Annotated in this window: 16 protein-coding genes; 12 read left to right on the forward strand and 4 right to left on the reverse strand. The window is 63.6% G+C overall.

The genetic code is table 11. The features are described 5' to 3' along the window. The first annotated feature begins 18 nt into the window (after positions 1–18). The gene (locus tag FDP28_RS03320) at positions 19–831 is read left to right on the forward strand and encodes a class I SAM-dependent methyltransferase (RefSeq protein ID WP_144659195.1); all 813 of its coding nucleotides are present in this window, start codon (positions 19–21) and stop codon (positions 829–831) included. 70 nt (positions 832–901) lie between these two features. Here the strand turns inward: FDP28_RS03320 and FDP28_RS03325 are convergent, their stop codons facing one another. Further along, positions 902–3,121 (reverse strand): S9 family peptidase, encoded by a 2,220-nt coding sequence (locus FDP28_RS03325; RefSeq protein ID WP_144659196.1) that lies wholly within the window; start codon positions 3,119–3,121, stop codon positions 902–904. A gap of 268 nt (positions 3,122–3,389) precedes the next feature. Here FDP28_RS03325 and FDP28_RS03330 point away from each other — a divergent pair, with 268 nt between their 5' ends. From FDP28_RS03330 to FDP28_RS03355, 7 genes are all read left to right on the forward strand, one after another. After that, positions 3,390–4,112, forward strand: a complete 723-nt coding sequence (locus FDP28_RS03330) for a glycosyltransferase (RefSeq protein ID WP_144659197.1) — start codon at positions 3,390–3,392, stop codon at positions 4,110–4,112. Continuing rightward, on the forward strand, positions 4,109–5,410 hold the full coding sequence (locus FDP28_RS03335) for a glycosyltransferase family 4 protein (RefSeq protein WP_260842311.1): 1,302 nt from the start codon (positions 4,109–4,111) through the stop codon (positions 5,408–5,410). Before FDP28_RS03330 ends, FDP28_RS03335 begins: the two co-directional genes overlap by 4 nt. Further along, complete coding sequence (locus tag FDP28_RS20720; protein WP_260842312.1) at positions 5,410–5,556, forward strand: hypothetical protein; 147 nt, start codon at positions 5,410–5,412, stop codon at positions 5,554–5,556. Before FDP28_RS03335 ends, FDP28_RS20720 begins: the two co-directional genes overlap by 1 nt. Then, complete coding sequence (locus FDP28_RS03340) at positions 5,546–8,650, forward strand: hypothetical protein (RefSeq protein WP_144659198.1); 3,105 nt, start codon at positions 5,546–5,548, stop codon at positions 8,648–8,650. The genes FDP28_RS20720 and FDP28_RS03340 overlap by 11 nt, the downstream gene beginning before the upstream one ends. A 36-nt stretch (positions 8,651–8,686) precedes the next feature. Then, the gene (locus FDP28_RS03345; RefSeq protein ID WP_144659657.1) at positions 8,687–9,793 is read left to right on the forward strand and encodes a glycosyltransferase family 4 protein; all 1,107 of its coding nucleotides are present in this window, start codon (positions 8,687–8,689) and stop codon (positions 9,791–9,793) included. After that, complete coding sequence (locus FDP28_RS03350) at positions 9,794–10,591, forward strand: PIG-L deacetylase family protein (protein ID WP_260842313.1); 798 nt, start codon at positions 9,794–9,796, stop codon at positions 10,589–10,591. It begins immediately after the preceding gene. 247 nt (positions 10,592–10,838) lie between these two features. Then, positions 10,839–11,933 (forward strand): glycosyl hydrolase family 28 protein, encoded by a 1,095-nt coding sequence (locus tag FDP28_RS03355; protein ID WP_144659199.1) that lies wholly within the window; start codon positions 10,839–10,841, stop codon positions 11,931–11,933. Positions 11,934–11,950: 17 nt separating this feature from the next. Here the strand turns inward: FDP28_RS03355 and FDP28_RS03360 are convergent, their stop codons facing one another. Further along, the gene (locus tag FDP28_RS03360) at positions 11,951–12,862 is read right to left on the reverse strand and encodes a GGDEF domain-containing response regulator (RefSeq protein WP_144659200.1); all 912 of its coding nucleotides are present in this window, start codon (positions 12,860–12,862) and stop codon (positions 11,951–11,953) included. Beyond that, a complete protein-coding gene (locus FDP28_RS03365) occupies positions 12,859–15,963 on the reverse strand; it encodes a hybrid sensor histidine kinase/response regulator (RefSeq protein WP_260842314.1) in 3,105 nt (1,034 codons plus the stop codon). Before FDP28_RS03365 ends, FDP28_RS03360 begins: the two co-directional genes overlap by 4 nt. A gap of 740 nt (positions 15,964–16,703) precedes the next feature. Here FDP28_RS03365 and FDP28_RS03370 point away from each other — a divergent pair. After that, positions 16,704–17,711 (forward strand): LysM peptidoglycan-binding domain-containing protein, encoded by a 1,008-nt coding sequence (locus FDP28_RS03370; protein ID WP_144659201.1) that lies wholly within the window; start codon positions 16,704–16,706, stop codon positions 17,709–17,711. On the opposite strand, the gene FDP28_RS03375 is transcribed toward FDP28_RS03370, so the two are convergent. Then, the gene (locus FDP28_RS03375; protein WP_144659202.1) at positions 17,712–18,308 is read right to left on the reverse strand and encodes an arsenate reductase/protein-tyrosine-phosphatase family protein; all 597 of its coding nucleotides are present in this window, start codon (positions 18,306–18,308) and stop codon (positions 17,712–17,714) included. It abuts the gene before it with no gap. Between the two features lie 201 nt (positions 18,309–18,509). On the opposite strand from FDP28_RS03375, the gene paaA reads away from it, so the two are divergent. Genes paaA through paaC form a run of 3 tightly spaced genes read left to right on the forward strand, consistent with a single transcriptional unit; the run spans position 18,510 to position 20,847 of the window. After that, the gene (paaA, locus tag FDP28_RS03380; RefSeq protein WP_144659203.1) at positions 18,510–19,505 is read left to right on the forward strand and encodes a 1,2-phenylacetyl-CoA epoxidase subunit PaaA; all 996 of its coding nucleotides are present in this window, start codon (positions 18,510–18,512) and stop codon (positions 19,503–19,505) included. Next, the gene (gene paaB, locus FDP28_RS03385) at positions 19,505–19,933 is read left to right on the forward strand and encodes a 1,2-phenylacetyl-CoA epoxidase subunit PaaB (RefSeq protein WP_144659204.1); all 429 of its coding nucleotides are present in this window, start codon (positions 19,505–19,507) and stop codon (positions 19,931–19,933) included. The genes paaA and paaB overlap by 1 nt, the downstream gene beginning before the upstream one ends. Continuing rightward, positions 19,930–20,847: a 1,2-phenylacetyl-CoA epoxidase subunit PaaC gene (gene paaC / locus FDP28_RS03390; RefSeq protein WP_144659205.1), complete on the forward strand. Its 918-nt coding sequence runs from the start codon at positions 19,930–19,932 to the stop codon at positions 20,845–20,847. Before paaB ends, paaC begins: the two co-directional genes overlap by 4 nt. Position 20,848 lies beyond the last annotated feature (1 nt).

Below are 20,848 nucleotides of genomic sequence, written 5' to 3' on the forward strand. Positions count from 1 at the left end.
CACCCTTATATTTGGAGGATGTTCTCTGCGCTGAGGAAGTACCTGCTGATTCCACGCCTCATCAGGCTTTCCTCTGCGGCGCCGAAGGATCCACGGACGGCCTGGGACCGCTACTGGGGGAGTGTCCGCTCAACCGGTGCAACCGGCGATGTCCTCTGGGATTCCGGGAGCGACCACGAAATGAACGGCTATCTCCCCAAGCTGGCACAGCTGGATCCGTCCCTTCCCATAGTGGACGTTGGGTGCGGCAATGGCAGCTTCACCCGGCTCCTGGCGGAACATTTCCCCTTGGCCTTGGGACTCGACTACTCCGCCAATGCGGTGGAACGCGCACGCATGGAGTCGGCAGATGTTCCCTCGACGGCATTTGCAGTGTGCGACATGACCTCGCCTGACGCCCCTGGGACCGTGGCGAAGGCCTTGGCCGATGCCGGCTGGACGGGCGACGCCAACGTCTTCATCCGCGGCGTCCTGCACGTACTGGACCGCAACGGACGTGCGGCCTTGGCAGCGAACTTGCCGCCCGTCGTCGGACGTCGTGGCGGCGTGTTCCTGGCCGAGACCAACTTCCGGGGCACGCCGGTGGACTACGTCAGTCATCTCGGCGCCACCCGGAAGTCGATCCCGGCACCACTGGAGTGGGCCATCCGCGGTTTGCCAATGCCCGGTCACTTCGGTGCCGCGCAACGCGCCAAGGCGTTCCCGACGTCGGACTGGAACCTTGTGGAGGACGGCGCGACGAACATCGAAACCCGTCCGCTGAGCAATCCCTCGACCCCCGACGTCATCCCCGGCTACTACGCCATCCTCCGCGCCCGCCAACCCAACTAGGGGACAGCAAACGTTCCACTGACGGCTCAGAGCGACGTTATCTGTCCCCTAGATGGGTGAGGCGAGGCGGTTACTTCAGGCCCGCCCCCGGGAGGAGCTCGGTGGCTCCGAGGGAGTCCGCCACGAACGCGTAATCCCAGGCCCGCTCGCGCCACTGGACGTACCGGCCGGAAGCGCCACCGTGGCCACCGTCCATCTCGATCTTCATGACGATCGGCTCGCTGCCTGTCGATTCCGCACGCAATGCCTGGACCCACTTGGCAGGCTCCACATACAGGACCCGGGTGTCATTGAAGGATGTCACCGCAGCGATCTTGGGATAAGCCGCTGATCGCACATTCTCGTACGGCGTGTAGGACTTCATGTAGGCATAGGCTTCGGGATCGGTGATGGGATTTCCCCATTCCTCCCATTCCAGCGCCGACAACGGCAGTTCCGGATCCAGGATGGTGGTCAGAGCGTCCACGAACGGGACCTGTGCCACCACGGCAGCGTACTTTTCCGGAGCCAGGTTGGCGATGGCGCCCATGAGAAGGCCACCGGCTGAGCCACCCATGGCAGCAATCCGGTCCGGCGACGCCCAGCCGGAGCCTGCCAGCCAGTCGGTGGCCGCGATGAAGTCCGTGAAGGTGTTCTTCTTGCTGAGCTTCTTCCCGTCCTCGTACCAGTGCCGGCCGAGTTCGCCACCACCACGGATGTGCGCGATGACCATGACGATTCCGCGGTCCAACAGGGACAGTCGGGCCACGCCGAAACCGGGATCCATGCTCACCTCGTAGGAGCCGTATCCGTACACCAGGCCTGCCCCGCTCCCGTCCTGCCGGACCGAGGCGTGGCGCAACACGGACAGCGGAACCCGGGTGCCGTCGTCGGCCGTCGCCCACTCACGGGTGGCCACATAATCCGATGGCGAGTAGCCGCCCAACACCGGGCTCTCCTTGCGCAGGAGCAGTTCGCCGGCCGGCAATTCCGAAGTGGGCAGCACGAAGTCGTAGACGCGCGATGGCGTGAAGTAGGAGGTGTAGCCGATGCGGATCACGGGGGCCTCGTAGTCGGAGCCGGAAACACCCGCTGTGTACAGCTCTTCATCGAAGGCAGGCTCGACGGGTGTACCCTGCGCGGCAGTCCCAAGACCGGCGAGCGGCAGCACCTGCACGCGCTCGATCGTGTCCTTCCTGATGGACAGCACCAAGTGCGTGGAGGTGACTCCCGCGCCGTTGACACGCACCTCGTCTGAACGCGCGACGACGGTCCTCCACTGCTGCGCGGACAGCGGCTTTGCCAGTTCTTCCGGATCGACCAGGCTCACCATCGAGTTGATGGCGTCCTTGTTGTGGGTCAGGAGAAGGGTCTCGCGACCGTCGAGGAGGAAGGGCTCGGCCTCATACAGGATCCGTTCATCCCGGGAGATGACCGTCGTGAGAACCGCTTCGTAGTCGTCAAAGCGAAGCAGCCGGGTCTCGCTGAACTCCGAGCAGCCGATGCTGAGCACCAGGTGGCGGCGGTCGGAGGCGAGGTCGAAGCCCAGCCACATGGCGACGTCGTCCTCCTGGTAAAGCACCTCATCCTCGGTGACGGGCGTGCCCAGTACGTGGGACTTCACCTGGTACGGCCGCCAGGACTCGTCCACCACCGTGTAGAAAAGGCGGGTGCCGTCGGGGGAGAAGGCCACCCCATAGAAGATGTTCTCGATAACGTCCGGCAGAAGTTCTCCGGTCCGAAGGTCTTTGATCCGCAGTGTGAAGCGCTCGTCGCCGGCGTTGTCCACAGCGTAGGCGTAGAGGTTTCCGTCCATGGTCACAGCGGCGCCACCCACGCTAAAGAACGGCTGTCCTTCGGCCTCGATGTTGCCGTCCAGGAGCACTTCCTCGCCATCGATGGCGACACCGGGCTCAACAGCCGGAGGGGTCCAGTCGGCTACACGATCGCCGCTATCCTGGGCCCGGACGCGGCACTGGATGCTGTACTCCTTGCCCTCCACCGAACGGCTGTAATACCACCAGCCGTCCTTCCGCCCGGGCACGGACAGATCCGTTTCCTGGGTACGGCCCTTGATCTCCTGGAATATCGCTTCGCGCAGCGGTTCCTGGTGCGCTGTCACGGCCTCCTGATAGGCGTTCTCCGCCTTGAGATGTTCCACGACTTCCGGAGATTCCTTGTCCCGGAGCCACTCGTAGTGGTCCACGAAAACATCTCCATGGTGTTCACGGCGTGTCGGAACGCGCTTGGCGACCGGCGGCTCCAGTGCAGTTTCCGGAGCGGCGGCAGATGCAGAAGAAGTGTGGCTCATGGGGCCACTCTATAGATCTGCTCTGACAGTGAACCAGCAATTTCGCTCACAGCGCCGGGCCGGACCGGGCGAGCTGATAGTTGGCTGCGACTTGAAACGACAACCCTGAATTGGCGTCATGAGTTGTGCCGACCCCTCACTCCATCTATTGCGAGCACGATTTCGTCAGGTGCTCGGAAAGTTGGAGGTTCAGATGCTCACGTTTTATCCACACGGTGCTCTGCCGGGCAGGAAAGGAAATCCGCACGCCCGGCAGCACTCCGACTCCATGCGACGGTCCCTTGTGGATTTGGAAGTCATTATTCCCGCCTACAACGAGGCCTCAAGAATCCCCGGAACGTTGCGTCAAACCATGGAATTCCTGGCTGCCCAGTCATGGTCTTCGCGCATCGTAGTGGTGGACAACGGCAGCGTCGATGAGACCGCTGCGGTCGTCCGCCGGATCTCCCGTGAGCAGCGTGGGGGAGTCCCGGTCGCCGTCGTGGGCTGCGCCCGCCGGGGCAAGGGTGCGGCGGTCAGGCGTGGCCTCCTCCGCGGAACCTCCAAGTTCACCGGGTTCTTTGACGCCGACCTCGCCACCCCGCTGGAAACCCTCACCAAAACCATGGCCCACCTTTCACGGGGTGCTGCGGCTGTCATCGCCTCCCGCCACGCACCGGGATCCACCTTCGTCCGTCCCCAGCATTTGGGGCGCAGGATGGGTGGAACCGCCTTCCGGGTGTTGACCCGTTCCAAGGTCAAAGGCATCCAGGATACCCAGTGCGGCTTCAAGTTCTTTGAGCGGGATGCCCTGACCGCAGCCATGGTGCAGTGCCGCAGTACGGGGTTTGCGTTCGACGTCGAACTGCTCCTGCGGCTCCAGGACCACAAAGCCAGCATCATCGAAATCCCGGTCGCTTGGACGGACGGATCGGAGTCGACCTTCCGCCCCTTCCAGGATGGCGTGGCCAGCTTCGCCTCAGTACTGCAACTTCAGAAAGCCATGCCATGACCTTTGTCCTGCCCGATCTGAACGCTCCCGGCCGGCTGGCCGGGAAGCATATGCTGGTGCTGAACTGGCGCGATGTCCGGCACTCCCTCGCCGGTGGTGCCGAGCAATACATGCACCAGATTTCCAGGAGGTGGGTTGAGAACGGCGTCAGAGTCACGTGGTTGACAGGTCGCGACGCCGGTCAGTCGCCGGAGGAGCTCATCGACGGTATCCGCATACTTCGTGCCGGTGGCCCGTTGTCCATTTACGCCAGGACCGCGCTCCGGCTTCTGCGCAGCAACGTTCGGTTCGATGCCGTGGTGGACTGCCAGAACGGGATTCCGTTCTTCTCTCCGCTGTTCCTCCCCAAGGACGTTCCGATCGTCCAGGTGGTGCACCACGTCCATCAGGAGCAGTTCCGCAGCCGCTTCTCTCCACCCATGGCAGCGGTCGGCCGGTTCCTGGAAAACACAGGGGCCAAACGCGTTTACGGGCAGCGTGCCATTGTGGCGGTGTCACCCTCCACGAGGCTGGAACTGCGGAAACTGGGCTTCGGTGGTCCGGTTCACGTGGTACCCAACGGCACCATCGATATCCCCCGAAAAGCGGGAACCAGATCGTCTGCGCCGAGCATCGCCGTCGTCAGTCGTTTGGTACCTCACAAGCGGTTGGACCTGCTGCTGGGTCAGTTCGCCGTTGCGGCGCGAAGTGTTCCACGTCTGCAGTTGGACATCGTCGGCGACGGGCCGGAACGGGCACGCCTGCAACAGCTCGCCATGGACCTTGGCCTTGGGCATGCCGTGACGTTTCACGGCTACCAGCCCAATGATGTCCGCGACCTGATACTCGGCAGGGCGTGGCTGACAGCGTCCACGTCCGCCTCCGAAGGATGGGGTTGCTCTGTCATCGAGGCGGCTGCATGGGGAGTTCCCTGCTTGGCACTCCGGGTTCCCGGCATACGCGATTCCGTTGTGGATGGCAGAACGGGCTGGCTGGTGGACAGTCCGCGCGAACTGGCCGGTGCCCTGGCTGACGCCATCACGGAGTTGGCGAAGCCCGGCATCGCAGCCGACATCGCGGCGCAGTGTCGGGAATGGGCCCGTTGCTTTACCTGGGAACGCAGCACCAGGCTGCTCACCGGAGTGCTGCTGGAGGAGGGCAAGGTGCGAAAGGATGGCGGGGATCCCCTCGCCGGCCACTCGGATCTTTCCACCTTGGTGAGGTTCGAATTGCCCGACGGCGCGCCCCTGCGGAGCATTCTGCGGCCTACGGACGAAGTCGCCCTTATCGACGACGGGCATGTGGCCGTCCCGTCCTGATGAAGGGACGCGATGAATTCGAGGCCTTCGCAGCCCTGCAAAACATCGGAGTAGCCAGTGCCGAATTGCGCCAGGCGGACGGCAACGCCCTCTTGGCCGGCCCGGAAAGCATGCTTGCTCCTGTTGATGCCATCGATGGCCAGTAGCAGTACCCCATCAATAGATGGATCCCAGCGCACCAACACCATCGAAGTGCAGGCCAGACCCCTGGCCAGGACACGGACCGAACGCAAGGACAGAGCCCAGGAACACAACTCAAAAGTAGCCAGAAACAGCGGCTTTCTCGCCATCTCCGCGGCAGTGGTGGGCGCGATGAGCTATGCCTGCACCCTGCTGATGGCCACCATGCTTGAAACCACGGAATACACCCACTTCGCGTCAGCCGTCATGATCTTGGGGGTAGTTGGAATCGTGGCCAACGCCCTGGTTCCGCTGCCCCTGTCACATGTGGTGGCCGTTCATCCGGAGGGCTCCGAGGAACGGCGCAACGGCATGGCATTCTCGGTGTACGTGTCCGGTTTGGCGGGGCTTGCCGCGGCCATTGTCACGGGCAGCGTAACCCTCGCTGTGGCCACGCCCGCCCTGGCTGGAGCCGTAGCGTTGGCCGCGCTTGCAATCTTCGTGGCCAACGCGCCTGCTGGTTGGCTTCAAGGGGAACTCCGCTTCACGTGGTATGCGGTGTCCACCATCGGTGAAGTTGGCCTCAGGTTCATCTTCAGCCTGTTGGTCATTTGCCTGGCCTGGGGCGCCGGAGGAGCAGTTCTGGGCTTCGTCGCAGGGTGCTTGGCGCCGATGGTTGTCCCGTGGTCGTTTTACCGGGACCTCCGCTGGCGGCCCCGCGTGCTGCTGGAGAAATGGCGATGGGCAGAAACCAGCGATGTCGCACTGGTCCTTTGCGTGGTCTCGGTTCTGGTGGGCATCGACGTTGTGGTGGTGGGTTATCTCGACGGCGGTTCCACAGCCGCCGCGGGCTTCCAGGCGCTCGCAACGATCGCGAAAGGCCCGGTCTATGTTGCCGCCGGGACGGCGTTGGTGGCATTTCCGCTGCTCCGCACTCCCGGCGCGAGGACCGCCGAGGTGCTCGCCGCATCCTTTGCCTCCTTCGCGCAACTTGCCGTCGTGGCGTTCGCCATTATCGCTACTGCGCCGCCGTTGATGGCCGGCCTGCTCATCCCACAGAAGTACCACGGCTCCCTGGGGCTCTTGCCTTGGCTGGCAGCCTCCGGTCTCGGGTATGCCGTCCTCATGGTGCTCTCCACGGTCCTTCTGGCGATGCGTGCTTATCGCCGCTGCCAACTCGGCCTGGCGCTCGCCTGCCTCTTGGTCGTTGGCGGGCTATGGGCCGGCTGGGAGCTCAACGCGGTGGCGGGGATGGCGGTGGGCACCGCTATCGGCGCGGTGACAGCTGGCCTGGTGATGGCAGTTCTGGCGCGTCCGATTCTTGCCGCTGCCAAACCAGGAAAGGGAGCGGGACGGTTCGCCGTCGTGGCCACCGCCCTGATTGTCATCCTTGCTGCGGCTGCCCACCTCCAGCCATTTGTTTGGCTTGCGCTTGCCATCGTCAGCGGCGTGGCCGTGCTTGCCCACCAGCGCGGCTTGCTGCCCCACAGGAACGACTTCAGGCGAAGACGACGACGGCGGGTGGGGCGGGCGGCCCCGGGTTCCGGCCGCCGGTCCAAGAGCAAGTCACCCGCGCCTTTGATCCAGGTGCCCGCATGGGCAGGAACGGCGGCAACCAGTACATCGCTTGCCTTCATCGTGGTTGTTGCCGCGGGCCTCGGCGTTCGCGCGCTGGGCGTTGAGCGCAGCTTTGAGTTGTGGGTGGACGAGATGTTGTACGTGCGGCTGGGCGAATCCATGACCAACGGCGGGTTCCCCACACTGCCTGATGGGCCGTTTTTCCTGCATCCGCCGGGGTATTTCATGCTCGAAGCCATCGTTGTCAGGGTGTTCGGAATGACAGGCGACATCATCGACGTGACACTGCACCTGCGTTGGCTCAACAGTATCTTGGGGGCCGTAACGGTGGGCCTCGGATTCCTGCTGGTGCGCAGATTGGCTACGAACACCGCTGCGTGGCTTACCGCAGCCCTTCTGGCATTTGAGCCTTTCGTCCTGCGTAACAACAGTCATGCATTCCTTGAAACCTCGGCCATGGTTCCTGCCCTGGGAGGGATGCTGATCCTGGTGGGCGCCCGCGTTCCGCGCAACAGAACGCGGTGGTTCCTGAGACTGGCAGCATCGGGGCTGCTGTTTGGCTATGCCATTTTGTGTAAGGACTTCTTCTTTATTTGCACACTGGCTCCAGTGGGGGCTGCCGTTGTGTGGAAGAAGACCTTGCCGTGGCGGGAAGCGCTGGTGCTGGCAGTCTTCGGTTTCCTGCCCTATGGAACCTACCTGCTGGTGGTTGCGGTCACTGGCCATTTTGACGATTGGCTGTGGGCCAAGACCAACGGCGTGGTGCGCATGTCCGGGCTGGAGAAGAGCGCTGGGTTCACCGCTGAAGGCTCACCAAGCCTGGTGTCCCGTCTTATCGAACAAAGTGGCCATTTTGGTACGAGCTACATCCTGCTGGGTTTGTGCCCATTGGTGGGTCTCCTTCTGTGCTTTAGCCGCCACCATTCGAGACGCCTGGTCGGCTTGGTTGGTCTGGCTCTTGGGGCCGCCGGTATCTACAGTGCTGCGTTCGGCACTTTCGAGGAACAGTACGGATACGGCGTGATGGTGGCTGGAGTGCTGTGCTCAGTCCTTGTGGTGGTGGAGTTCAAGGAGCGATATCCCCGGATGCGCAAGGCGCTCGGCATCCTGAGCGTCCTGTTCGTGGTGTCGACCGTGGTGCTGGGCATGCGCACTGAGCTGACGCCCGACGACGGCTTTGCCCGGGCCGATGACTGGATCCAGGTGAATCTTCCCGCGGACGCGAGAGTCAGCGTCACGAACAGTACGGGCCAGTTTGCCTATATGGATGATCCGCGGTTCGGCATCTGGCCATCGGCGCCGCTGATGCAGCAGAACGGGGCGAGTTACATATTGACTCAGTCTGCGCCAACCAGCCAGGGCTACGGCTATGCGAATCCCACCATGCTCGCTTGGTTGAAGCAGCATGCAACTCCCATGATCACAACCCCGGGCCCGACCAACGGCGAAACCACCATCTGGTTTGTTGACCCGGCTGATCTGGAGTCTGCGGCGTTGGCCAACATCGGTGAGCCGTCGAAAAGCTACGGAACGGAACGATAAATGAGAGTGCTGCATTTGGGCTTCGAAGATCCGCTCATGCCAGGAGCGGGCGGGGGCTCCGTACGGACCCATGAGATGAATCGACGGCTGACTGCCCAGGGCTTCGACGTTACTGTGCTGACAACCCGCTATCCGGGCTGGAAGGAACGCACCCAGGACGGTGTGCACTACATCCCGATCGGTTTCGGGAGTGGAGCCAACCGGCTGACCCGGCTGGCCGGCTACGTCATGCGTTTGCCTTTTGAGGTGCGCAAACGCCGGTCAACGACAGAGCTGGTGGTGGAGGACTTTTTTGCCCCATTCTCAACGATGGCTGCTCCGCTGTGGACGCGTCGCCCCACAATCGGCGTCGTCCAGTGGCTTCATGCGGCGGAAAAAGCGCGGCAGTACAAACTGCCCCTGCACTGGATCGAGCGCGTTGGTGTCCGCACACACCGCAGGCTTATCTCCGTGTCGGAGGGAATCAGTGAACGGCTGAAAGAGCTGAACCCGGACCTTCAGGTCGATGTCATCGGCAACGGTGTGGACCCTGGTATATGGGAGATCGAGCCCCATCCCGGCGCCGGCCAGGATGTTCTCTTCATAGGCCGCCTCGAAGTGGGGCACAAGGGTTTGGACCTCCTTTTGCAGGCGTGGGCCGGGATCCGGGGACGGATCGATGGGAAGCTTCTGATCGCCGGCACCGGTCCGGATGAGGAACGGTTGCGCGCGTCCATAAAAGATGCTGGCCTTTCGGACTCCGTACAGATGCTCGGCTGGCTGGCCGGTGAAGAAAAGTTCCGGACATTGAGCAGTGCACGGTTGCTGGTGGTGCCCTCGCGGCACGAGACGTTCGGGTTGGTGGCCATCGACGCACTTGCAGCGGGCACACCGGTGGTCGCCTTCGACATCCCTTGTTTGCGGGAGATCATTCCCCCTGGCGTTGGGTGGCTCATCGAGGCGTTCAATGTCAAAGAATTCGCAGAACAAGTAGTCCGCAGCTATGCCCAGGACGGACTGGAAGAAGTAGCTGCCCGAGGTCGCAAGTTCGCTGCCGCCTACAGCTGGGACGCGCTCGCCGCCATGCAAGCTGACGCCTATCGCGCCGTCCTTGTCGAAATGAGGAATGGCCAAACTCGAGCCAACCAGGCGAGGAGGCCATAGATGCCGATGCAATCCCGCGTTGAAAAGTCCATGGCGGGTGACGCCCCCTGGCTGGTCCTGTCGCCCCATCTCGACGATGCGGTGTTGTCCTGCGGCGCACTGCTTGAGGCACAGGCCCGGGAACGCGAGATCATCGTGGTCACGCTGTTCACGGAGGCACAGACGGCCCCGCACACGCGGGCAGCCCGTTCCTTCCTGCGCCAATGCACGGTAGCGGACGCCGGGGAACTGTTTGAGGCCCGGAAAAGTGAAGACCTTGCCGTCCTGGAAGCGATGGGAGTCCAGGCCATCCATCTCGGCGAAGCGGATGCGCTCTTTCGCCGACGGCGCAAGCCACCGATGGTGGGCAGCAGCGCTTGGGACAGGCTCCTTCCGGAGCTGACCCACCGTTACCCCACCTACCGCTTTGACATCGCGATGGGCAGGATCGCCAGGGGCGACCAGGCACTCATTCGCCGGCTCCGTACCGCTGTGGCCGGGCTCATTTCCCAGACCCAAGCGGAACTGCTGTTTTGTCCTGCGGGAGTGGGCAAACACGTAGACCATCTCATTGCCCGGGAGCTGGGTAGCGGGCATCCCGGGAACGTAGTGATGTACTCGGATTTCCCTTATGACCTGGTGGCTGCCCCGGATCAACGCCACATGTCGAAAACGGGGTTTGTGCCGTGGATCTGGGACACGGGACTGGAAGTCAAAGCTGGACGGATCAGCCAGTACGCAACGCAGGTGGATGCCCTGTTCCCTGACGGAAAGATCCCGCGGAAACCGGAAACCTATTTTGTGCCCAGGCCCGGCTAACGGTGCCCCAGGACAACCGGCGGAAGTTATCCACAAGGCAACGCGCTGGGGTTTTCGCGGTACGGGTGCCCAAATGTAGGCTCCAGCCAACGGTGCGCAACGAAGCGCCACGAAACTTTGGGGGATTGCAGTGGGAACTGTTGCCATCAATTCCGGACTACCGACGCGCAGTACTGGGGCCGAACCACGACGGCGGTGGTCTGCTTTCGCGGTTGCTGCCACAATTGCGTCACTCGCCTTGGCTGGGGTGCCTGCTGCGCCCTCTACAGCCGCCACCGCGGCGTCGTGCACCAAGAGCGGCGCCACGGGCAGCAACGCCACCACCGCCTACACGGTCACCACCACCGTCAACGACGCCGGGGACGACACGAGCGCCATCCAGAACCGCATCAACGCCGCGGGAGCAGCTGGGGGCGGCGTCGTGAAACTCGTAGCCGGGACCTACATCATCAACGGCAAACTCCGGATGGCCAACAACGTCAAACTGGAGGGCGCAGGCCCGGCCACGATCCTCAAAGCAGGCCCTAATTTCCTGTCCACAAGGGGACCTTGGGGCGGCTACCCCATCGTCACCACCAACTTCGCGACTAACACCACCATTGCCAACCTCACGGCGGACCATTCCGGTGACACCCTTCCAGTGAGCATCAATATGGGCGAGCGCCTGGACGAGTACGTCGTTGACGTCCGGGGCGGCTCGAACAACGTCGTGGATGGGGTAAACGTCAGGAACCCCTTCACCTACTCAATAGCTGCGTCTGGAACCACAAAATTCTGCATCAAGAACAGCAGCACCATCGTTGCTACGAGTGGCAAATACGACCAGCTCGACGGGATCCATGTCCTGGACTCATCGTTTGGTGACGTCACCGGCAACACCGTCGACCAGCGCGCGGGAACGGACGGAGACGATGGCCTGGTAGCCCACAGCATTAACGGACCCACGCACGACGTCAACTACATCGGGAACACGGTTCGGGGTGGACACCGGGGCAGCAGCATGCAACTGGCGGTCGGCAACTACTCCATCTACAACCTGACAATTGCCGACAACGAGTTCTACGGGGCGCCGTACGGTATCCGTACCGGCTACTACGACAACGGCACCGGAGCGGTCACCGGGGTGAGCCTGACCGGCAACTACATCCACGATTTGAAAGCCGGCCACATAGTCACCCAAGATAGCTATGACGCCATCCACATAGGCGACTTCGGTGCCCGTGGCCCGATCACGGGCGTTGTCGCCACCAACAACAAGGCGTGCGCAGCCGGGAAGATCTATGTCGCATCCGGCACCGGCAACCTCAACCAGAGCAACACCGTTCAGACGGCAACCTGCTGACCGCTGACACCCAGCTGTCACTCCGCGTGGAAGGAATCAGCCAATGCCACCCTGTTCCGGCCCGCAGCTTTGGCCGCGTACAGGGCAAGGTCGGCTTCCCGCAAAAGTTGTTCGGTTCCGGCCCGCCGCCCGTCCTTGAACGCGGAGATTCCTGCGCTGATGGTCAGGACGCCGTCGGGGTCGCCGGAGTGTTCGATCCGCAGATCGTGAACGGCTGAGCGTACGCGTTCCATGACCTTCTCCGCGGTAGCGGCCGTCTGTTCCCGCAGCAGCAAGAGGAACTCTTCTCCGCCAAAGCGGTAGACGGCGTCGGACGTCCGGATCTCGCCGGTCAGGGTGGCCGCGATGGCCACCAGCGCGGCGTCCCCTGCTTGATGCCCGTAGATGTCGTTGTAGCTCTTGAAGTTATCCACGTCCACCATGGCCAGGCAGTAGCCGCGGCCCCCTTCCTGAAGGTCGCCCAGATCCTCCGACAACTTGAGCCGGTTGTGCACCTTGGTCAGGGGATCCGTGCGTGCCTGCTCCGTCAATGCCGACCGGTAGCGGGCAAGGTCCGCGTGCAAGGACGTGATGCGCTGGGCGGCCAGCAGCCTGATGTGCAGGTTGAACGGGTCCAGTGGTTTGGTGACGTAGTCGTCGGCTCCGGCTTCCATCCCGGCGAGGACGTCCTGACGCGAGCCATGGGAGGTCACCAGAATGACGTATGTGTACCGGTCCTCTTCCGCGGCCCGGATCGCACGGCACAGGTCCAGTCCGTTGAGGCCCGGCATCATCAAGTCGGTCACAACCGCTTCGGGGCTGTGCTCTTTGAAGAGCTGCCACGCCGAGTCGCCATCCACGGCCACGATGCATTCATGCCCGGATTGCTCCACGGCTGCCTTGGTGATCATCCGCGAAATTTGATCATCGTCCGCAATCAGGATCTTCACAGGGCCCCCAACAGTATGCGCTCGAGGGCGTGGTCCACCCCGGCCAGTTCCGACGTCAGCCGTTCCAACAGCCGGAGTCCTTCGATCTCCAGCCCAGGGGCTGCCTCCCGTCCCAGCATCTCCAGTTCCTTGCACAAGGCCGCCGCTCCGACAGCTCCGATGTTGGACGCTGCGCCGGCCAGCTTATGTGCCGCCGCCTGCACTCCGGCAGCCTGACCGGCGTCGAGTGCGGAACGCAGCGCCGCCACGGTGCCCGCGGCATCCTGCCGGAAGGCCTCGATGGCCGCCGGCAGCAGTCCCACGCCGTCGTCGGGACCGAGTTCGCGCAGGATCTGCAGCCGCCCGGTGTCAAGAACAACAGCGTCCGACGGCGGTGCTTCCGCCACCTGCGACGGCTCCCCGGCGGCCTCCCCACCAAAAGGCGGCGTGCCGGCGGTCCCGGCTCCCGCCGTCGTCGGTTCTTCAAGCTGCGGAACCCAACGCGCCAGAACTGCCCGCAGCGTTGCCAGATCCACAGGCTTGCTGATGTAGTCGTCCATGCCGGCCGCGAAGCAACGCTCGCGGTCCTCGTTCAGGGCTCCGGCGGTCATGGCGATGATGGGGATGCGGGCTGAGTGTCCGTTGCGGGCGCGGATGGCGCGGGTGGCGTCGAATCCGTCCATGACCGGCATATGGCAGTCCATAAGCACCGCTGCGTAGCGCCCAGTCAGCGCAGCCGTGACTGCCTGGGCGCCGTCGTCAACGATGTCCACGGCGTAACCGAGCCGGTTGGCCATGCCACGGGCCACAAGCTGGTTGACTTCGTTGTCCTCTGCCACCAGCAATGTGCCCAGCCGGCCGTCCGGCTCTTCGGCCGGAAGCGAAGGTACCGGGGACGGTGTAGCCGGGGCACCGGTGGTCCTGGTGGCCATGAGGCGTAGGAGCCGGTTGTAGAACTCGGAACTGCGCACGGGCTTTGTGAGGTACTCCCGGATTCCGGCCGTCGCCAGGTCAACCTTGTCGACCATCATGGTTGAGGTCAGGAGAATGATCCCTGGCTGCCCGGGATGGGAGCTTTCGCTGTTGATCTGACGTGCGAGTTCGAGGCCATCAGTGTCGGGCATGCACATGTCCACCACGGCGATGTCGTATGGGTGGCCCTCCTGGACGGCGTTGCGGTACTCGATCATCGCTGCGGTTGCATCGGCAACTGCAACGGGTGCCATTCCCCAGCTGTCCAGCTGTGTCTCCAACACGAGTCGGTTGGTGGCGTTATCGTCCACCACCAACACGCGGCGGCCCGCAAGGGTGGCCGGCAACGTGAGGGTGTCCGCTGCAGGGGGCCCGATGGGCAGCGACAGTTCAAACCAGAAGGTGCTGCCCTCGCCCAGCTCGCTGTCCAGGCCAATCCGTCCGCCCATCACTTCGGTGAGCCGCCGGGAAATGGCCAGTCCCAGCCCTGTGCCTCCATAGCGGCGGGTGGTGGACGCGTCAGCCTGGGCGAAGGATTCGAACAGGCGGTGGTGGTCCTCGGCGCTGATGCCGATTCCTGTGTCCCGGACTTCAAAGCGCAGCGAGGCGTTGTCGGCTTCGGAGGCCAGCAGGGAGACCTTGATCTCGACTTCTCCCGATGGCGTGAATTTCACGGCGTTGGAGGAGAGATTCACCAGGATCTGCCGGATCCGGCCGGAATCGCCCATGAGCCGTCCGGGGACATCCGGGTGGCAGTACGAAATGAGTTCCAGGTTTTTGCCTTGCGCGGCTTCGGCAACCAGGCCGGCCACTTCTTCCACCAAAGCCCGCGGATCGAAGGCCGTGACCTCCAGGTCCACTTTTCCGGCTTCGAGTTTGGAGAAGTCCAGGATGTCGTTGATCAGGGTGAGGAGGACCTCCCCGGCGCCCTTCACGCCTTGGGCGTACTGCCGTTGTCCGTCAGTGAGCGGCGTGTCCATCATGAGCGACGTCAGTCCGATGACGGCGTTCAGGGGTGTCCGGATCTCGTGGCTCATGGTGGCCAGGAACTCCGACTTGAGCCTGCTCGCTTCCAGGGCGGCTTCCCGGGCGGCTAGCAGCTCTGCCTCTGCGGCTTTGCGTTCGGTGATGTCCCGCGAAATGAAGGCGACGCCACGGATCCCGGTGCCGCTCCGAACCGGGGACAGGGTGACCGACACGGGGATGGTCACACCGTCACCGCGTTGACGCTGCGTTTCGTAATTCTGGATATCGCCGTTGCGCGCCGTGGTTTCCAGCACCTGCCGCTCTTTCTCCCGCACCCCCTCGGGGATGAAGAAGTCGCCCTTTGTGCCAATCACCGCAGCTGCCGGGTAGCCGAAGATCTTCTCGGCGCCGGGGTTCCAACTGGTGATGACGCCATCCAGGGTTTCGCCAACAATGGCATCGCCGGAGGAATTGACGATCGCGCCGAGCCCCTCAAGCTCGGCCGTGCGTTCGGCCACCTTGGACTCGAGGTCGCGGGTCAGCGTGACATTTTCGACGACGATGAGCACTTGGCGAACGACGACGAACGCCAGGACTATCAGCCCGGTGACCAACAGGATGGGGTCGGCGCCGATGGGGCCGGTCCGGGAGAAGAACACCGCGCTGAAGACGGGGAGATAGGGGAGCAGCTCCAGTGCCACTGCGTAGCCGCGGCCATCTTTGCGGCTGCTGTCTGCTTCAGGAATGAGCGGGCTCAACGCGACCAGCAGGAAGGCGGACACCCAGCCCAGGGCCAGGGGCGAGCCTGTCACGCCTGAGATGCCTTCCAGCGTGAGCCGCATGTACGCGAGGTCCGTCAAGGCAAGGACCCAGAAGCCGACGCCCAGGCTCAGCCAGGGCAGCCTGCGCCCGCGGGCTGCGCGCATGGTGAGGACGATGACCACGGAAACCATGAAGACATCCGCGATGGGGTAGGCCATCTGGGTGGCACGGGCAAACGGGTCGCTGTTCCTGGCGCCCGCCAAAGGACCCAACACGGAACTCCAGGCGATGAAGAAGGTGGAACTTGCCACCACGCCTGCATCCAGGATGGTCCGACGCAGCGGCAGCCGGAGGCCCTGCCCCCAGCGCGTACCAAACAAAACCGACGTCAGCCAACGACGGAAAAGGGTAGTCGTGATCAAGGATGATCCCGTTGAAAGTCCAGATGGCTTGTCCGGCGCCCCAGAGGGCCAGCCCGGCCACGACGAACCAGCGTCCGGCCGTTGAGTGAGGCTGTTTGAGGGCCGCCCGGGTGTGGGTTGCCAGTGCAGTAAGGACTGCTGTCAGGATCGCCAGGTCACCTGCAAGCTGTGCTGTGGGTGTACCGATTCCGCTGGCCAGCCCAACAGCCAGCAGCACTGCGCAAAAGCCGGCCGCGATCAGGAAAAACGGCAAACCGCGTCCGGACCACGAGCGCTTGGACAGAACCTCGTGCTTCACTCCCGCCACTGAACCCCTGCCTTCAAAAGTGGCCCCACCAAAAGCGAACAACGCCGTCTTAGCTGCGCTGAGGAGAGCATACGCTGAAAACACCCCTTCAGGGCACAATAAATGTCCTGTTAAGAACGCTTGACAACACGTACTCCGGTGCCCGGGGCCTGAGTACTGCCAAGTAGCCCATTTCCCCAAACTGCGTAATACCTGATGGCCGTGCGTCCGCGCCAAGGGGAAAGTCGAGTAGCTCCTACTCGTGCAGGCGGCAATACCCAATTCCTATATTTGAATTTGCAGGGGTTTATTGCAATTCCGTTCCTCCGGCTCAGCGGTGGATCGCACCCCGTCCTTGTGCGGCGGTGCACCTCCCAATACATAGCTGCGCTTTCTGTACCAGGGCCATAACGGCTCCGACGCGCGGTCCCAGCCATGGAGTCCCGGAGTTCCCATGAACATGAATGATGTAGAGCTGCAAACCTCACTGAACAAGAACAGCAGCGTCGGCCGCCAACCACCGTTCAGCAAATCCAAGCTCATGATTGCCGGCGCGGTTCTGGCAATTCTGGCGTTGATTCCCGTAATTTTCGGGGTGGTCAACTGGGCTGCCAATCCCACGGGCACCGATCAGACGGTGTCGAACCAACAAGCGGCCGCACCCGAGGCGGTGCCATCAGCACCGGCGAGCAGCGCGGCAGCAACTGCGCCGGCCCAGGATGCGGGCACCCAGGTGGCTCCGGCGGCGGCCCCCGCGGCTGACGTACCGGCCGCGGCTCCCGCGGCTGAACCTGCCGCAGCGCCAGCCCCGGTCGTTGAAGCAGCACCGGTTGCCGAGCCGGCAGCCCCTGCGGCCCCGGCGGGGGATCCCAACCTGTACACGGTGGTGTCCGGTGACACGGTTGGCAGCATAGCGGGCAGGTTCGGGGTGGATGTCAACGCCATGTTGGCTGCCAACGGCTTGAGCGCCTATTCGGTGATCGTCCCGGGACAGGTCCTGAAGCTCACGGGCCCACCCGTCGCCCCCGTTGCAGCTGCGGCGCCAGTACAGGTTCCAGTTGCTCAAGCTCCCGTGGCGGCAGCATCCGCAGCTCCCGCCGTGGTCGCCGCCCCGGCCCCTGCTCCAGCGCCGGCCGTCAGGACCATCTATGTCGCAGGCGCCGGCGGCCAGTCCCTGGTGGATGCCTGCATCGGGCCGATCAACTACACCCCAACCAACGCCTATGCCTTGTTCATCACCGAACACGACTTCTGCGGAGGGTGGGCCCGCTTCTCGGGAATCGGTGTAGGGGAGACGGTGTCCATTCCGGGCTACGGAACGTTCACCGCCACGGGCAGGGGACAGGTCCCCAACCCTGGGACCACCAATGATGTGGCAGCAGTGTTCGGCGGCTTCCCCGCCGTCGTCCTGCAGACCTGCATCCCGGGCACCAACCAGATGCTGGTGATCGCCCTTAACTAGTCAGGCCGGCGCCGTCAGGCGCGCGAACCGGAGGATACCCAGGATGGCCGGGGCCAACTGATCCTCCATCTGGTGGTAGACCTCTTCCGCTCGTCGGTAGGGGTCTACCACGTCGTTGTCTGAAGGATCGGACGGCAGGGCCAGGTGCCGCACCGAGGCGGCCCGGGCGGGGAGGGCGCGCCAGAAGTCAACGATGTTCCCGGTGGAGGGGGCGTCGTCGCGCGTTTCCAGGACGGCAAGCATGCGGGCGAATTCCCGGACGGTGAAGGTGCGCTTCAGCAGCGACGCGTCCAGCTGGAGGACCTCGCCCCGGTGTTTGGAGGTCATGGCCAGCACTAAATCGGTTTCGCGGAGGATCTTCTGGTTCAGCTGCCGGGCGGCAAAGTCGTCCGGTGTTCCGTGGAAGGTGCTGATGATCTTGGCGGACAGCGGCTGGATGGGCTCGCCCACCAAGGCCCGGGTGCCGGCGCTGCGGACCTGGAATGATCCAGGGCTTACTTGGTTGAGCCCGGCCTGCAGGAGTCGTTCGGCCACGGGCGAGCGGCAGATGTTTCCGGTGCAGACGGTGAGGATCCTGAAGGGCTGGGGCGATTCCACGTAGAGCTCTTTCCTTGCGATGGCGCGGGGCGGTTGAGGCCCCACCCCAAGTTAACACGGGGATTCTCAGGAGCCTTGTCAACAACGCCAGAGTGCCGAAAGAGGCTGAAATCATCCACAGCGCCATGCGCCGAACGCTTGACGGCAATCACCCGCTCCGCATATTCTGAACGAACGGTCGGTAATTTATTAGGAGCAACCATGGCATCGCAGAATCTGCAGTCAGTGCCCGCTGAGCTGTCCCCGGAGGAACAGGAGCGGGAGGCAGCCGGTCAGGCGTACTTTGATCGCATCATCTCGGAAGACTCGCGCATCGAACCGCGCGACTGGATGCCGGCGGCTTACCGCAAGACTTTGCTGCGCCAGATCTCGCAGCACGCGCACTCGGAAATCATCGGCATGCAGCCGGAAGCCAACTGGATCACCAGGGCGCCGAGCCTCAAGCGCAAGTCCATCCTCATGGCCAAGGTTCAGGATGAGGCGGGCCACGGCCTGTACCTCTACTCCGCAGCAGAGACGCTGGGACAGTCCCGGGACCAGATGATGGAAGACCTCATCGCCGGCAAGGCCCGGTACTCGTCCATCTTCAACTACCCCACGATTTCCTGGGCAGACATGGGAGCCATTGGCTGGCTGGTCGATGGCGCGGCCATCTGCAACCAGGTGCCCCTGTGCCGTGCCTCGTACGGTCCTTACGGACGCGCAATGGTGCGCATCTGCAAGGAAGAGTCCTTCCACCAGCGCCAGGGTTTCGAGATCCTGCTGGAGCTCTCCAACGGCACGCCCGCGCAGAAGCAGATGGCCCAGGACGCAGTGAACCGCTGGTACGCGCCGTCGCTGATGATGTTCGGCCCTCCGGATGACGATTCACCCAACTCCAAGCAGTCCATGGCCTGGAACATCAAGCGGTTCAGCAATGACGAGCTGCGCAGCCGGTTCGTCGGCATGATGGTGGAGCAGGTCAAGGTCCTCGGCCTGACGCTGCCCGACAAGGACATCCGTTTCAACGAAGAAACCAAGAAGTGGGAGCACGGACCCCTGGACTGGAACGAGTTCAAGGAAGTCTTGGCAGGCCGCGGCCCCTGCAACTCGCAGCGCATCGAGCGCCGCCGCGAGGCACACGAGAACGGTGCCTGGGTTCGGGAAGCAGCAGTGGCGTACGCCCGCAAGCAAGCAGAGAAAGTGAACGCAGCATAATGGCTCCCCACGGTAACCCTGAAGAACCGGCAAGCGCTGCCGGCGAGATCAAGCGCGAAGCCCCCAAGGTTGCTGCCGCCACAGCGGAAAGCACGACGGCGGCACCCGCCTCTGCGGCCTCGGTCGCCTCGAGCGGCGCCAAGGAAGAGCACCCCTGGTCCCTTTGGGAGGTCTTCGTGCGCTCCAGCCGCGGCCTGTCCCACGTTCACGCTGGTTCGCTGCACGCTCCGGACGCTGCAATGGCCCTTCGCAACGCCCGCGATCTGTACACGCGCCGCAACGAGGGCGTGTCCATCTGGGTTGTCCCGGCCGAGGCGATTTCCTCCAGTGATCCCGATTCCAAGGGTTCCTTCTTCGAGTCGCCGCAGGGCAAGGATTACCGCCACGCGACGTACTACACCAAGAGCGAAGGCGTGAAGCACCTGTGAGTACCAACGAGACCGACTTCGCCATCGAAGGCCACGGCGACATCTCCGTCGGCGTCCACGGCGCAGGTGCCTCCGGCGATGGTTCCGCCAGCGCCACCCGCATCACTCCGGGGAACGCGCTGCGCCCGGAGGACATTGCCCTGGAAATCAGCCGCGGCCAGGTCAAGCCCAGTGAGGACGTGGCAGAGTTCGCCCTTCGCCTGGGCGACGACGGACTGATCCTCGCCCAGCGCCTGGGCCACTGGATTTCCCGTGCTCCCGAGCTTGAGGAAGACATCGCCCTGGGCAACATCGCGCTGGACCAGTTGGGCCACGCGCGCTCCTTCCTGACCTACGCCGGCGCCGCTTGGGGAAAGTCCGAGGACGACCTCGCCTACTTCCGCCGGGAGCACGAATTCCGCTCGGCCCACCTGTTTGAGCAGCCCAACGGCGACTTTGCGGTGACCATTGCCCGCCAGTTCATTGTGAGCTTCTACCAATTCGAGCTTTACACTGCCCTGGCGGCGTCCACGGACCCCACCATCGCCGCCATCTCAGCGAAGGCCGTGAAGGAAGTGGATTACCACCGCGACCACAGTGCACAGTGGGTCCTGCGACTGGCCGGCGGCACGGACGAATCCCGGAAGCGGATCATCCAGGGCTTCAAGCTGGTGTGGCCATACGTGGAGGAAATCTTCGAGGACGACGAGCTCACCACGCGCCTCAGCGAAGCCGGCGTCACCGTGCAGCCGTCCAGCCTCCGCGAGGCCTTCGACCGCCTGACTGGTGAGATCTTCGCCGAAGCAGAGCTGGAGCTCCCCAACGTTCCCCAGTCCTTGGGTGGCGGCCGGCGCGGCAAGCACTCCGAACACCTGGGCTTCATCCTGGCCGAAATGCAGGTCCTGGCCCGCGAACACCCGGGCGCGAGCTGGTGAT

The sequence above is a fragment of the Paenarthrobacter nicotinovorans genome (genome assembly GCF_007670255.1).
Classification (GTDB): Bacteria; Actinomycetota; Actinomycetes; order Actinomycetales; family Micrococcaceae; genus Arthrobacter; species Arthrobacter nicotinovorans_B.